This is a genomic window from Plesiomonas shigelloides, from assembly GCF_900087055.1.
Classification (GTDB): domain Bacteria; phylum Pseudomonadota; class Gammaproteobacteria; order Enterobacterales; family CAMTGL01; genus Plesiomonas; species Plesiomonas shigelloides.
Genome location: NZ_LT575468.1, coordinates 1049741 through 1064335, shown reverse-complemented (window position 1 = coordinate 1064335; position 14595 = coordinate 1049741). Strand labels below are relative to the sequence as shown.

The 14595-nt window shown below is 52.3% G+C and carries 15 protein-coding genes; 6 read left to right on the top strand and 9 right to left on the bottom strand.

Going from position 1 to position 14595, the window contains the following annotated elements; genetic code table 11:
- Window positions 1-59 precede the first annotated feature (59 nt).
- Window positions 60-1445, bottom strand: coding sequence for a cysteine--tRNA ligase (gene cysS / locus NCTC9997_RS04680; RefSeq protein WP_047708097.1), 1386 nt, complete (start codon window positions 1443-1445; stop codon window positions 60-62).
- Between the two features lie 297 nt (window positions 1446-1742).
- On the opposite strand from cysS, the gene ppiB reads away from it, so the two are divergent.
- Both ppiB and lpxH read left to right on the top strand, forming a co-directional pair.
- Window positions 1743-2237, top strand: coding sequence for a peptidylprolyl isomerase B (gene ppiB / locus NCTC9997_RS04675; protein WP_010862104.1), 495 nt, complete (start codon window positions 1743-1745; stop codon window positions 2235-2237).
- A 109-nt stretch (window positions 2238-2346) separates the two neighbouring features.
- Complete coding sequence (lpxH, locus tag NCTC9997_RS04670; RefSeq protein WP_010862105.1) at window positions 2347-3084, top strand: UDP-2,3-diacylglucosamine diphosphatase; 738 nt, start codon at window positions 2347-2349, stop codon at window positions 3082-3084.
- A 200-nt stretch (window positions 3085-3284) separates the two neighbouring features.
- Here the strand turns inward: lpxH and NCTC9997_RS04665 are convergent, their stop codons facing one another.
- Entirely contained in the window at window positions 3285-4433 is a 1149-nt protein-coding gene (locus NCTC9997_RS04665) for a 1-acyl-sn-glycerol-3-phosphate acyltransferase (RefSeq protein ID WP_064977439.1), read from the bottom strand.
- A 260-nt stretch (window positions 4434-4693) separates the two neighbouring features.
- Between NCTC9997_RS04665 and purE the strand changes: the two genes are divergently transcribed.
- The 3 genes from purE to NCTC9997_RS04650 all read left to right on the top strand — a co-directional run bounded on the left by purE (window position 4694) and on the right by NCTC9997_RS04650 (window position 6941).
- Window positions 4694-5188, top strand: coding sequence for a 5-(carboxyamino)imidazole ribonucleotide mutase (purE, locus tag NCTC9997_RS04660; protein WP_047708101.1), 495 nt, complete (start codon window positions 4694-4696; stop codon window positions 5186-5188).
- Window positions 5185-6252 carry a 5-(carboxyamino)imidazole ribonucleotide synthase gene (gene purK, locus NCTC9997_RS04655; RefSeq protein WP_064977438.1) on the top strand — a complete coding sequence of 356 codons (1068 nt, stop codon included), beginning with the start codon at window positions 5185-5187 and terminating at the stop codon, window positions 6250-6252. The genes purE and purK overlap by 4 nt, the downstream gene beginning before the upstream one ends.
- 266 nt (window positions 6253-6518) lie before the next feature.
- Window positions 6519-6941, top strand: a complete 423-nt coding sequence (locus NCTC9997_RS04650; protein WP_010862110.1) for an N-acetyltransferase — start codon at window positions 6519-6521, stop codon at window positions 6939-6941.
- Window positions 6942-6981: 40 nt separating this feature from the next.
- Here the strand turns inward: NCTC9997_RS04650 and NCTC9997_RS04645 are convergent, their stop codons facing one another.
- On the bottom strand, window positions 6982-7155 hold the full coding sequence (locus NCTC9997_RS04645; protein WP_010862111.1) for an alternative ribosome-rescue factor A: 174 nt from the start codon (window positions 7153-7155) through the stop codon (window positions 6982-6984).
- A 1025-nt stretch (window positions 7156-8180) separates the two neighbouring features.
- Here NCTC9997_RS04645 and NCTC9997_RS04640 point away from each other — a divergent pair.
- Complete coding sequence (locus tag NCTC9997_RS04640) at window positions 8181-8468, top strand: hypothetical protein (protein ID WP_039046041.1); 288 nt, start codon at window positions 8181-8183, stop codon at window positions 8466-8468.
- Between the two features lie 280 nt (window positions 8469-8748).
- On the opposite strand, the gene NCTC9997_RS04635 is transcribed toward NCTC9997_RS04640, so the two are convergent.
- From NCTC9997_RS04635 to dedD, 6 genes are all read right to left on the bottom strand, one after another.
- Window positions 8749-10062, bottom strand: coding sequence for an NCS2 family permease (locus tag NCTC9997_RS04635; protein ID WP_010862113.1), 1314 nt, complete (start codon window positions 10060-10062; stop codon window positions 8749-8751).
- Between the two features lie 424 nt (window positions 10063-10486).
- Window positions 10487-11065, bottom strand: coding sequence for a UbiX family flavin prenyltransferase (locus NCTC9997_RS04630; RefSeq protein ID WP_010862114.1), 579 nt, complete (start codon window positions 11063-11065; stop codon window positions 10487-10489).
- Window positions 11047-11526: a pyridoxamine 5'-phosphate oxidase family protein gene (locus tag NCTC9997_RS04625; RefSeq protein ID WP_064977437.1), complete on the bottom strand. Its 480-nt coding sequence runs from the start codon at window positions 11524-11526 to the stop codon at window positions 11047-11049. The genes NCTC9997_RS04630 and NCTC9997_RS04625 overlap by 19 nt, the downstream gene beginning before the upstream one ends.
- 203 nt (window positions 11527-11729) lie before the next feature.
- Window positions 11730-13241, bottom strand: a complete 1512-nt coding sequence (purF, locus tag NCTC9997_RS04620) for an amidophosphoribosyltransferase (protein ID WP_064977436.1) — start codon at window positions 13239-13241, stop codon at window positions 11730-11732.
- Window positions 13242-13294: 53 nt separating this feature from the next.
- Complete coding sequence (cvpA, locus tag NCTC9997_RS04615) at window positions 13295-13789, bottom strand: colicin V production protein (RefSeq protein WP_010862117.1); 495 nt, start codon at window positions 13787-13789, stop codon at window positions 13295-13297.
- Window positions 13790-13872: 83 nt separating this feature from the next.
- Window positions 13873-14595: a cell division protein DedD gene (gene dedD / locus NCTC9997_RS04610; protein WP_064977435.1), complete on the bottom strand. Its 723-nt coding sequence runs from the start codon at window positions 14593-14595 to the stop codon at window positions 13873-13875.

Here is a 14595-nt window from a genome sequence, read left to right as displayed (position 1 = left end):
TAAAAAACCGCCTTACGGCGGTTTTTTATTTTCTCATGCAGATAACGCATCAGCTGAGATTAAGCGCGACGCCATGTTGTCCCTTGCGGACCATCTTCCAGCACAATGCCCATCTCGGTCAGACGGTTACGTGCCGCATCTGCCGCCGGCCAATCTTTCGCCGCACGCGCATCGTTACGCGCTTTGATCAGCGCTTCGATTTCCGCCGTTTCGCTATCATCAGCACTAGCGCCGCCTTGCAAGAACACTTCTGGATCTTGTTGCAGCAGACCCAATACACCTGCTAACTGACGCAGTGCCGCGCCCAGAGCGTTAGCCGCCGCCAGATCATCGGCTTTCAGACGGTTCACTTCACGCGCCATGTCAAACAGCACGGAATAGGCTTCTGGCGTGTTGAAATCGTCATCCATCGCCGTACGGAAACGCTCTTCAAACGCTTCACCACCAGCAGGTGCCGCACTCAGATCCAGACCACGCAGCGCAGTGTACAGACGCTCCAGCGCAGTGCGCGCTTGCTTCAAGTTCTCTTCGCTGTAATTCAGCTGGCTACGATAGTGACCGGACATCAGGAAATAACGCACGGTCTCCGCATCGTAGTGATTCAGCACATCACGGATAGTGAAGAAGTTACCCAGCGATTTGGACATCTTCTCGCGGTCTACCATCACCATGCCCGAATGCATCCAGTAATTCACATACGGCGTGTCATGGGCACAGCAAGATTGCGCGATTTCGTTTTCATGGTGCGGGAACATCAGATCGGAGCCACCGCCGTGAATGTCGAAGTGCTCGCCTAGCTGCTTGCTGTTCATCGCCGAACACTCAATGTGCCAACCCGGACGACCCGCGCCCCACGGCGAAGTCCAGCTCGGCTCACCCGGCTTAGACATCTTCCACAGCACGAAATCCACTGGATTACGTTTGGCTTCATCCACATCAACGCGTGCACCGGCTTGCAACTGCTCCAGATCTTGGCGTGATAACTTGCCGTAATCTTTAAAGGTATCAACCGAGAACATCACATCGCCGTTGCTAGCCACGTAGGCATGACCGCGATCCAGCAGACGCTGTACCATTTCGATGATTTCGGCAATGTGCTTGGTCGCACGCGGCTCGATATCCGGACGCTGCATGTTCAGCGCATCAAAATCGGCATGCATATCGGCAATCAGACGCTCGGTCAGCTGATCGCAGGTTTCACCGTTTTCTGCCGCTCGCTTGATGATCTTGTCGTCCACATCCGTGATGTTACGCACGAAAGTCAGGTCGTAACCCAGATAGCGCAAGTAACGCGCCACCACATCAAACGCCACAAAGGTGCGGCCATGGCCGATATGACAGAGATCATAAATGGTCACCCCACACACATACATGCCAACCTTTCCTGCATGGATCGGCTTAAATTCTTCTTTTTGTCGTGTCAGCGTGTTGTAAATTTTCAGCATCGTATAAATACCCGTTTGCTTGTGGGATGATGAGCATAATCAGGGTATTGAACCCAGAAAACAGCCCCAATGCAAGCTGACTTATACTGGAAAGTGGGATCGGTCCGTTTCGCTGCTGTCATTTAGAGCGTACAGCCGGTATGCCGGTTTCCCCGGCCGCGCCATTTGGGTACAATCCCGAGCCTGATCGGGCCATTTGCGGCCCGTAACCGGACTAGGCCGGTGTGTCATCCAGATATATCGTCTGCTCAGCACGCCAGCTACAGCCAAACTGATAACTCCAAAGGACAGCATCAGATGATCACTTTGCACACCAACCACGGCGACATCGTTCTGCAACTGAACCACGAAAAGGCACCGATCACTGCCAAGAACTTTGAAGACTACTGCCGTGAAGGTTTCTACAACAACACCATTTTCCACCGCGTGATCGACGGTTTCATGATCCAAGGCGGCGGCATGGAGCCTGGGATGGTTGAGAAAGAGACCAAAGCCAGCATCAAAAACGAAGCTAACAACGGCCTGAAGAACAAGCGTGGCACCATCGCCATGGCACGTACTATGGATCCGCACTCAGCCTCTTCCCAGTTCTTCATCAACGTTGCTGACAACGATTTCCTGAACTTCCGCGCGGAAAACCGTGACGGTTGGGGTTACTGCGTGTTCGGTGAAGTGGTTGAAGGTATGGACGTGGTTGACAAGATCAAAGGCGTTTCTACCGGCTCTTACGGCTACCACCAAGACGTGCCACGTGATGAAGTGATCATCAACAGCGTGACTGTCAGCGAGTAATTTTTCTGTTACTGTTGCCGATATTATAAACAGGGGGCGTAATGCCCCCTGTTACTTTCGAGCTTTACCTGATAACTCCCCTGTGAAGACAGGTTGATGAAACCGGATTATGCGTACGACGTTGTTTATTGCTGATTTACACCTAAGCGAGGCCCAGCCCGAGATCACGGCGGCCCTGCTAGATTTCCTGCAACATAAGGCTCCGGCTGCCGATGCCTTGTATGTGCTAGGCGATCTGTTCGAATATTGGATCGGCGACGACGAAGAGACCCCATTGCAGCAGCAAGTGGCTGAGGCCTTTTTGCACCTGCACCAGCAGGGGATCCCGGTGTACTTTATTCATGGCAACCGAGACTTTCTGCTCGGTGAGGCCTACGCGCGCCGCTGCCGCATGATCCTGCTGCCGGAAACTGCCGTGATTGACCTGTACGGCACCCCGACACTGATTGCCCATGGCGATACATTCTGCACCGACGATGAAGCCTATCAACGCTTTCGTCAGCGTGTCCATCTGCCGTGGTTACAATGGCTGTTCCGCCGCTTACCGCTTAGCTGGCGGCAACGGATCGGCGCGAAAATGCGCCAACAAAGCAGCCGTCACAACCAGCAAAAAAGTGCGTCCATCATGGATGTGAATGCCAGCAGCGTGGATAACGCGCTACGCAGCGCCGGCGTGCGCCGCTTGATTCACGGCCACACCCATCGCCCACATATCCATCACTGGCAATTAGATGGCGAGCCCGCCGAACGTATTGTGCTAGGTGATTGGTATCAGCAAGGCTCGATGCTGCGTGTCAGCCCTGATGGGGTGCGCCTCGACGTGCTGCCTTTTGCGCCGCGCAACTAATAACCCGCGCCGCCCCGCGTTTTATCGCTCACGCCTGCACTACTCGGTCGTTGCCCTAAGCGTGATGTCCGCACACCGAATCTCTGCCAAACAGTAGAAAAGCAAAACGGGCTCATTGAGCCCGATTTATGTCTACCTACGTATTCCGATGTTGCGCCTAGCGAGTTCTACATTGCGCTATTCTGCACGCGGCGCTTTTTTCATGCGGCGCTTTCGTCATGTGGCTCCGGTGGCAATGGCAAACCGCGCTGCTTGCAGGCGGGCAAGGCATAACAACGCTCTACTCGCTCACGCAATTCAGCTGGCACCTGACTCATGCGCATCGCAAATTCTTGCTGCTTTTCTACGCTGATCTCATCGCTGATCCCGGCCGCCAATAAATTGGATGGGAACAGATGATATTGCTCAGTAATATGCTGGTCTATCCACGCCGCCAACTCTTCCGGTGAGTTCATCTCTTCGCGCATCACCGGGCCAAATGACACCTGCACCCGACCTTTATAGCCGACAATCCCTTTCACAATGCTGTCTAAGTCTTCGAATTCGGCTTTAACATAGGTCTCACCGCGCGCCTTTTGCGCCAGCTCCGCCGCCTTCTCCACTTCGCCGGCATCATATTCATAAGAAATGGCCACCGGCACGATATTCAGACTGCGAAAATAGTCCGCCATCGGGATCTGTTGCTTTTTGCCGTTCATATAGAACATTTTCAAAATCGCAGGATCCGTCTGATCATTACCGTCTTTCGCGCGCCCTTCTTTTTGAGCAATCCAAATCGACTGCTTCTCATCCAAAGAGTGGCGAATATACGCGGACAACTCGGTAAACGCGGCCAACATCTCACGCACGCCTTTGGCCGAACGCTTCACGATAAAGCTCTTATTCAGACGCATAATGTCGGAGGCATACGGTTTACGCAGCAAGTTATCGCCGATTGCAATGCGCACCGTGTCATGGCCATTATGGTACAAGCCCCAGTTCACCAGCGCTGGATCCATCGCAATATCGCGGTGGTTGGAGATAAACAGATACGACTCACCCGGAGTGAGATTTTCCAAGCCGCTGTAGGTCACACCATCGGTGGTGGTATCAATCATGTGCTGCATATAGCGTTCAACAATTTGTTGGAACGCCCGCACGCTGGTGATATTACGCGCACGCTGCTGCAGTACATAACGCACTACCGGTTTCAGCAACCAGCCGGCCCAACGCGACAACCGCGGATAGCGAAAACGGCAGATAGCATGAATAAATTCATCATCACTGAGGATGCCGGCTAAGACCGGCGCGACTTCCGCATCATGATACGGGCGGATGTCGGCAAAAAGTTCATTGTTGGTCTGGCTCATTATTGTTTATGTTCGTTATTGTTATCCATCATACTGACGCACATTATACGGCTAATCCCTTTAAAACCCACTGTTGACGCCGTTTCTGCCGATCTGATCCGACCTCCGTCACAAATTTTCGCTTTGCGCACGCAGTGACGCAAACGTTTTCCTCATCTGCAGTTCATGTTATTCTTGCCGCCCGCAGTGGTTGTCCTCGCACACCAGCGACAACCCTGGTCAGCATCCCAATGAGTACCGGATTACAGGAGTTTTCAACCATGCAACCTAACGTTGCTGTTGTTATGGGTTCTAAAAGCGACTGGGCTACCATGCAAGCCGCCGCTGATATCTTAACTGCACTGGACATTCCGTTTCACACCGAAGTCATCTCCGCCCACCGCACCCCCGATAAACTGATGGATTTTGCCGGTAACGCTGCTGCCGCGGGCTTTCAGGTGATCATTGCTGGCGCCGGTGGTGCTGCGCACTTGCCGGGTATGCTGGCATCAAAAACCGTGTTACCGGTGCTGGGTGTGCCGGTCAAAAGCGCCAGCTTAAACGGGTTAGACAGCTTGCTGTCGATTGTACAAATGCCCAAAGGCATTCCAGTTGCCACGCTCGCCATCGGCACTGCGGGTGCCGCCAATGCCGGTTTGCTGGCGGCACAAATTCTGGCACTGCACGATCAAGCACTGCGCACGCGTCTGCAAGCCTGGCGCGACGCGCAAACTGACGCGGTACTCAATAACCCCGATCCGCGGGAGGAGGCATGAAACCGGTTTGGGTTTTAGGTAACGGCCAACTCGGCAACATGCTACAGCAAGCGGCCGCGCCGCTTGCCATCTCGGTCACTCCGTGCGGGTTTGATGACACCCCACCGCAGCTGCCAGACAACGCGATGATCTCCGCCGAGATTGAACAGTGGCCAGATACTCCACTGACCCGCGCGCTGAGCCAGCACCCTGGCTTTGTCAATCCACACACCTTCCCGCGCTTGGCTGATCGGCAAACCCAAAAGCAGCTGATCGATAGTCTGCAATTAGCCACTTCACCGTGGCAAGCCCTCGACACGCCGCACGATTGGCCTGCGCTGTTTGCCCGTTTGGGCGACACCGTGATGGTCAAACGCCGTACCGGTGGTTATGACGGCCGCGGTCAGTGGCGGATCCATGCCCAAAATATCGACAGTTTCCCAACCGAGATGTACGGTGCTTGCATTGTCGAGCAGATGATCCCGTTTGAGTCGGAAGTGTCGTTAGTCGGTGCGCGCAGTCGCGATGGTCAGTGCGTGTTCTATCCACTGACGTGCAATCTGCACCAAGACGGGATCTTGCGCGCTAGCGTCGCGCGCCCTGAGCACATCCCTGCATATTTGCAGCGCCAAGCCGAGCAGATGTTGGGCAGCCTGATGCATGCACTCGAGTACGTTGGCGTGATGGCGATGGAATGCTTTGTGCTGGGCGATCAGTTGTTGATCAATGAGTTGGCGCCGCGCGTACACAACAGTGGCCACTGGACACAAGCAGGCGCATCCGCCAGCCAGTTCGAGCTGCATGTCCGCGCCCTGCAAGACTTACCGCTGCCGACACCGGTCGTCAGTGCGCCAGCCGTGATGATCAATCTGATTGGCACAGCGCTCAATACTGACTGGCTGAGCGTGCCGCTGGCCCGTCTGCACTGGTACGGCAAAGAAGTGCGCGCCGGACGCAAACTGGGTCACATCAATTTGACCCACCCTGAGCCACAGCAGCTGTGCGCGGCGCTGCAAGCGTTACAACCGCTTCTGCCTGAGGAATACCAAAGCGGACTGGCTTGGGCGCAGCAGCAATTGCGCTAACTCGCTCACTGCCAGCACAGCGTAACCGCGTATGTTGCCGGCGATGATATGCGACCGAATAAGCACGGATTTGCCTATAGCTCACACTCTCTAGACCGCCATTCGGCGGTCTATCACTTTATCCTGTGACCTGACCGGCATTCTTACTCCGAATTGGTATAAAAATCGGCTGAATCGATTAAGTTGCGAGATATCCATCACAGCAAAACGCGTAGCGAGCTTGTTACACTGCCAACATGCCCATCACAGCAAAGGACCTGACCGAGATGATTAGAGCGTTTACTGCCGACGATATGAATACCGTCATTAATCTGTGGCTGGCCGCATCGATTGATGCACACGATTTTGTCGAGCCGGATTACTGGCACAGTAAGATTGATACCGTACGCAATGACTATCTGCCTGCATCCTCAACATGGGTCTATTGTGAGGACGATGAGGTGAAAGGCTTTTACAGCCTGCTGGAAAATAAACTGGCGGCGCTGTTTGTCGATCCCAAACATCAGCAAAACGGGATCGGCTCTGAGCTGCTGCAACATGCGATCGCCCAGCAAGACGACCTGCATTTGACCGTCTACGCGCAAAATTTCGATGCCGTGCGTTTATACAAAAAGCATGGTTTCACCATTCAAGGTGAACAAGTGAACATGTATACCGGCCATCCTGAATTTATCATGACCCGCGCATAATTCGTGTTATCGGGAGGTCAGGCGTAAATACACTGCCATCTCAGTGTAATTTACGGCTGGCCTCCCAACCACGCGCATGTTTCTCTTTGCGCTGGTAAGCGCCTTTCCCTTTACGATTACGCTCTACTCGCTGCTGAAACACAGGACCTGTTACCAGTGCTTTGAGCGCGTTGTCTTGAATTTTACCTCTACCGGTTTCCACTTTATTCGTCATAACAGTCACCTCGTAAAAAACTGCGCATTTTGCGCATAGCTCTTTGTTCCTCGTTTTTTATACATATTTATTTGTACATAACTCTTTGTGCACAGTTTCTTTGTGCATCAAACGGCGAAATCATAAGCTTTTTTTAGCTGATTCGCTAGGTTTAGCACACCCGCGGGTACATTTTTCATCCAGACAGGAGCGCGGTTTCCACACCGACTTGCCGATAGAAACACTCATTGAATTTCTGAAACAGTTATGCGCACACATTCATAGCCAATGGTGGTTAAATACTTGAAACTTCAACGATGATGTTAGCCATGAATCATTTTTGTTCTGTGTCTGTAACGCGCATAAAATATCATCTTTCTCGCAACGATAAGATGGATACCTCGACAATACATATCACTCATACTCTGCTGCAACATTTACCACTGACTTCCTGATCTTTCTTGTTAAGAGAACCATGGTATTAGCAGGGAATTTCCCATGGTCGCCAATACATCGACAATTTCTCAGATTCTATGAATAAACACTCGACATATATGAGTAAAAAACTAAAAGCATCACCGTGGGTATTATTCAGTAATACTGAAATGCGCAGGGTTCGAAAAACAAACCTCAACAAATAATCTCAAGGATAAGGAGATAACAAAAATAGAAATTATTTCAGGATGGAATTATTGCCACACTCTAACCTCAACGTAATTCCAAACCCACTCGAGAAGAAAAGAAAGCAATGCACTAAATACGTGCAGTTTGACATCGGGACGACACCCCATAGCAGGCTAAAAACGTAACAGCGAACCGATTTTATTTGTATGATAAATAAAAATAACTCTTTTATGCTGCATAAAAAAGACAATCGTAACGCATTAATTTGCATTGTTTTTTTCATAATTCGCTGACAGATGAAGCCATTGTTTGATACGCATCTCAAAACCGATGGAAACATTTTGCAAAAAAACTTTAGCATTACGTGCGCCAATCGGGTTAAAATTCGGCTCGTGTTACATTCGACAGGCCAAGGACATCTTGTGAAAAAGTATTGGATTCCTGTGGTATCAAGCATTGCAGCATTTGTTCTGATTGTACTTATGCTGGGCCTGATTAAGCAGACAAGCAGTGAAACACTGCTCATTGATATCTGGGACACTGTCAAATGGCTGACTTTTGCACTGGTCTTTAATTTCCAAATGCCATTTTGGCTAGCGCGGATCAGTGTACTGGTATTATTGGTGCTCCTGCCGCTGTTGGTTTTCTTTATCAGCAAAGATTTGTTATCCAAGCTGTATAAAGACGCCACTAGCGAAGTCAGTGAATAACGACCATCATCCACTCAGCCTAACGCGATATTATCTTAAGTCTTCATGCCGTGCGTGAATGACGTAAAAAAGGGGCGCACACGATGTGTACGCCCCTTTTTGCTATCTATTGTTCGACTCGCGGCACTTTGTAAGACAAAGCTTGGAAAGACTGTGTTTGGTAAAGTGCATGGCGCTCTATCTCGCTGCCACGGTGTTACCTTATCGCCTTATTGCCGTCGTCGCACTCAGTACGCAGTGGCCGCGAACTTAATGCGGCCACCAAACTGACAGCACAGACTTAGATAGCCCAGCCACCTGCGTAGAACACCACTAACGCGATGGCGATGATGACAGTGCCAAGGTTAAGCTTCTTAAACTCACCAGCAAAAATACGGCCAATGACCAGTGACGCAAAGCCCAGCATTATACCGGTTACGATGTTACAGGTCAGTACGATAAATACCGCGCACAGCAGACCAGACAGCGCATCCACATAGTCACTGAAATCCAGCTTAGCCACATTGCTCAGCATCAGCAGACCCACGTACATCAGCGCCGGCGCCGTTGCGTAGGATGGCACTAAGTAGCTCAGCGGTGACAAGAAAATCATCAGCAGGAACAGCACGCCGACCACTGTCGCCGTCAGACCGGTTTTACCGCCCGCAGCCGTACCGGCGGCAGATTCGATATAAACCGCAGCCGGTGCCGCGCCCACAAAGCTGGAGAAAATACTGCTGACAGAGTCAGCCGTCAGCGCTTTACCGCCATTGATGATATGGCCACGCTCGTTCAGCAGATTAGCTTGACCGGCTACCGCACGAATCGTACCGGTGGCATCAAATACCGCCGTCATCACCAATGCCAGCACACTTGGGATCACCAGCGGGCTCAATGCGCCCATCAAATCAAACTGGCCAATCAACGCACCACCTTCGCTAGACAGGTTTGGCATGGCGAAGAAACCGTTGAACTTCACATTCGGATCGAAAATCAGCCCCAGAATGGAGATAGCGATAATCACCATCAGGATCCCGCCCGGTACGCGGCGGCGCTCCAAACCAAAAATCGCAGACAGACCCAGCAGACTCATGATCACGGGGAAAGAGGTAAACTCACCAAACTGCACTGGCAGACCGGCATTAGGGTTTTTCACCACCAGATGCACGCTGTCCGCCGCAATCAGCAGCAGGAACAGACCGATACCGATGCCCGCACCGTGCGCAATACCGGTCGGCAGGTTACGTAAAATCCACTGACGAATACCGGTGACGCTGATCAGGGTAAACAGAACCCCCATCCAGAAAATCGCCCCCAGCACTACAGGGATGCTAATTTTTTGTCCCAATACCAAGCTAAACGCGGTAAACGCAGTCAGCGAGATAGCACAGCCAATCGCCATCGGCAATTTGGCCCACAGACCCATCAGCAAAGAGCCGAAAGCCGCAACCAAACAGGTAGCAATAAATACCGCCCCCTGATTAAAGCCAGCTGCGCCCAGCATGTTTGGTACAACGATGATGGAGTACACCATCGCCAGAAAGGTGGTTAAGCCGGCAATGATCTCCTGACGAACCGAACTACCACGCTCGGAAATCAGAAAATAGTTATCCATTGCACTACGGGTTGCGTCCTCACGCGAGGAGGATGACGAAGGGTTCGTTGCCATGAACCAGTTCCTTAGGTAAACGATTGCGCAAAAATTTAGAGAGACAAACTAAAAGCGGCATCACAATATCATGTACAGAAAATATGTATAGCCATTGCAGATTAACTGAACAAAAATTCACCGCAAACGTTTTCTTACGCTTTAAATCACTGTGAGAAGTACCGCTCACTCTGGATGTATCCACGCCTCTGCCGCGCAGAAAAAGTGAACAGTCAGTCTAAAGAGTGGGAAAAGACTCATTAATCACCAAGAGTGGTGAGTCACCTAGGGCCAGTCAAGTAGGGTCAGTGAGGAAGCGCTGAAGACAAACGTAGAGAAAAACGTGAAGACAGCAGCAAGAGAAGCTTGCTGCTGCCCGATAAGCGTGCGGTTATTCCGGCGTTTGCCAACGGCGAAACAGATCTTGCGGTAACTCAATAGCAAACTGATCCAGCACTCGGTTAACGGTCTGGTCAATAATGTCATCCAAGGTTTGTGGACGATGATAAAAGGCTGGCACTGGCGGCATGATCACCGCGCCTAACTCTGCCGCTTGTGTCATCAAGCGCAAATGCCCCAGATGCAGCGGTGTCTCGCGCACCCCTAACACCAAGGTACGACGCTCTTTTAACACCACATCGGCAGCACGCACCAACAAATCATCAGCGTAGCTATGCACAATGCCCGATAAGGTTTTTACCGAGCACGGCAAAATGACCATTCCTGCGGTACGAAATGAGCCAGAGGAGACCGAAGCGGCAATATCGCGCACATCATGGTACACATCCGCCAGCGCCGTCACCTCACGCAACGAAAAATCGGTTTCCAGCGCGATCGTGCGCCGCGCGGCCTGACTGATGATCAGGTGCGTTTCAATCTGCGCGAGTGGCTGCAACACCTGCAATAAACGGATGCCGTACTGAGCACCACTGGCTCCTGAAATTCCGACAATTAAACGCGTGCGTTCCATACCTGTTTGAATCTCTCTGATTTAACGTCAATGGCCACTCGCTGCCCCAGCCCATTTTGATTATCCAGCCACAACAGCGTGCTGATCTCTAGCTCAAACCAGCTGACTTTGTTCATTGACTGCAACAGCTGCGGATCTTGGGCGATGAATGCAAAGCGCTCTAGATAGCCCTGCTTGGGGCGATCGCGCGCGTCGCCTTGCAACAAACGCACTTGCCCTTCCCCCTGCAAGCCGCGGATTTCAGTCCACTGACAGGCATCGGAATAGATACTAAAGGCCGCCTGTGGATGATGCAGCAACGCCTGCCCATGTCGGCTATCGAGGCGCGAGAGGAAAATCAATTTATCGCCATCCAACACAGCGTAGTAAACCGGAGCACTCCATGCACCTTCATGATCTTGTACCGCCAGCGCCATCACTTGATGATCCGCCAGATAAGCGGCTACCGTGCTTAATTGCATGCATCCCCCTTAACAATCTTGGCTGTTATACCACAGCAGCCAAAGCGCCGACCAGCAGCGATCTCTCTGCGCTGGTTAGCCTCAAGCTAACTCACCCGGCTTGGCGCTAACCATAAAAAAAAGCCTGCTTCCCCGTACGGGAAACAGGCTCAACGTCAGAGATGCGGCATGAAGCGCGATATTCAGCTTAATCCGTGCGGATATTAGCGCTCGTTATGCAGCTCCAAACTGGAGGTATTTTGCAGCTGCGCCTTGGCATCATCGTTACGCAAGGAATCAAGGTATTCCAGATAGCCTTGGTCAACATCCTGCGTGATATACACGCCGTTAAAGACCGAGGTTTCAAAGCGCTGAATTTCTGGATTCTCTTCGCGCACTGCGGCCACCAGATCGCTCAAATCTTGGAAAATCAGCGCATCGGCGCCAATCATCCGCGCGATTTCCGGCACTTCACGGCCATAGGCAATCAGCTCGTGTGGGCTTGGCATATCGATGCCGTACACGTTCGGGAAGCGAATTTCTGGCGCAGCAGAGGCAAAATACACCCGCTTAGCCCCAGCTTCACGCGCCATCTCGACAATTTGCTCCGAGGTGGTACCGCGTACGATGGAGTCATCCACCAGCAACACGTTTTTACCGCGGAACTCGGATTTAATCGCGTTCAGCTTACGCCGTACGGACTGACGACGAATTTGCTGTCCGGGCATGATAAATGTACGGCCAACATAGCGGTTTTTCACATAGCCCTGACGGTACGGCTTGTCTAAGATCCGCGCGATCTCCAGCGCGATATCGCATGATGTCTCGGGGATCGGGATCACCACATCGATATCCAGATCTTCCCACTCCCGTGCGATCTTCTCACCCAGACGCTGACCCATGCGCACGCGGGCGCTATAGACCGAAATTTTGTCGATAAACGAATCAGGGCGCGCAAAATAGACAAACTCGAAAATGCACGGGCAAATCTGCGGATTCTCCGCGCACTGCTCAGTGTACAGCGCGCCATCAAAGGTGATGTAAATCGCTTCGCCCGGCGCCACATCGCGCACGAACTCAAAGCCGACCGCATCCAGTGCCACGCTCTCTGAGGCCACCATGTATTCGGTGCGGCCACCATCCAGCAATCGTTTGCCTAGTACCAACGGACGAATACCGTTCGGGTCACGAAACGCCAACATCCCGTGACCAATGATCATCGCCACACAGGCATAAGCGCCGCGCACATGACGGTGCAGCGCGCGTACCGCCGCGAACACATCTTGGTTAGTCAGCGGGTAATGCTCAAAGCGATCCAGCTCGTTAGCCAGTACGTTGAGCAGCACTTCGGAGTCTGAAGTGGTGTTGACGTGGCGACGCGCCACTTCAAACAATTTTTGCTTAAGTTCAATGGCGTTGGTGAGGTTGCCATTGTGCGCCAAAGTGATACCAAAAGGGGAGTTTACGTAGAAGGGTTGTGCTTCGGAGGCGCTGGAGCTGCCGGCGGTAGGATAGCGCACATGGCCAATCCCTACATTGCCTTGCAGCCGCTGCATATGCCGCGCCTCAAATACATCCTTGACCAGTCCATTGGCCTTTCGCAAGCGAAAGGCATTCTGGCTATCGATGGTCACGATGCCTGCGGCATCCTGACCCCGGTGCTGAAGCAGTGTTAACGCATCATAGATGGACTGATTGACCGGGGTGAAACCGACCATACCGACAATACCGCACATGTTTCCTCATTTCCTCTACAGGTGTCCCCTGCCGTATCACTACATAGGAATTACTACATAGGAAGTTTAGGCAGGAAACTGGATGAGTTTTTCAGGTATTCAAAAAACCACTGAATGACAATCCCGAACTGCGGGATCAGTCTGGACTTCTGCCACCACTCAGCCTTGGAAAAGTCGGTAAAGGAGTCGAGGAAGAACAGCAAGGCGGCAATAATCAACACCCCGCGCAGCGCCCCGAAACAAATTCCTAGCACCCGATCAGTACCGGATAATCCGGTCTTTTCCACTAGCTGACCGATCACATAATTCACCACTGAACCCACAATCAAGGTAGCAACAAACAGCGCCGCAATAGCCAGCCCGTTGCGCAGCATCGGGTCTTGGAACTGGGTGAAATACAGAGCAAGTTCGGTATAAAAATTACTGGCGACAAAAAATGCGACCACCCAAGTCACCAACGAGAGTGCTTCCCGCACAAACCCGCGGATCAGACTTACCAGCGCAGAAAAACCAATAACACCCAAAATTGCGTAATCAACCCAGTCCATATTTATCCCGGCGCGTCTGTCGCGCGCATTCTAACAGAAAAAGAAAACGTTTGCGTATGTGAATTTGACGGTAAAACCGGCTTTTATGGCCGCACCGGATCGAAGCTACGAACCTGGCCGCGCAAGCCGGTAATTCGCTGCATATCATCCAAAGCGAAGACCAATTTCTCTTTCGAGGTGTCCGGTCCGACATAGATGCGGTTCAACTGACCGGCAGCCGCTGGCGACGGTTGGCTGTACGCCTTGTAACCCGACGAACGTAACTTGGCGATGATTTCATTCACCTTGTCCGCGTTTTTCAGCGCGCCTAGCTGTACCACGTAAGCTTTACCCGATGGTGCCGGCTCCGGTTTTGGTTTCTCCGGCGCCTTTTCCACCACCTTCTCCGGCACTTTAGCCACTTCCACCGGCTTAGCCGGCTTCACAGGTTGCGGCTTACTGACCACCGGCGGATTCACCGGTTTAGCTGGCGCAGGGTTTGTTGACGCAGTGGTGGTTGGCGCGACCGGTGGCGGCGCAACATCTGTCGCCCCGTTATTGGCGGTATGCGCCGAATTATTCCCCTGCATCGGATCCACGGTGGCCGGCAAGTCCGGCTGCCCTGATGGCAGCGGATGCAGAGGTTGGTTCATCGCTGGCGGTAAGTCCGGCGAGTTCTCCGGCTCCTGCAAAGATGGCTTTAACGGGATCGCGGCAAAATCCTGCTGATGCTTTTTCTGGGTATCCAGAATATCCGGCAGAACGATGACTCCGATTGCCACCAGAACAATGGCTCCGACTAAACGATTTTGAAACTGACTGGCCAC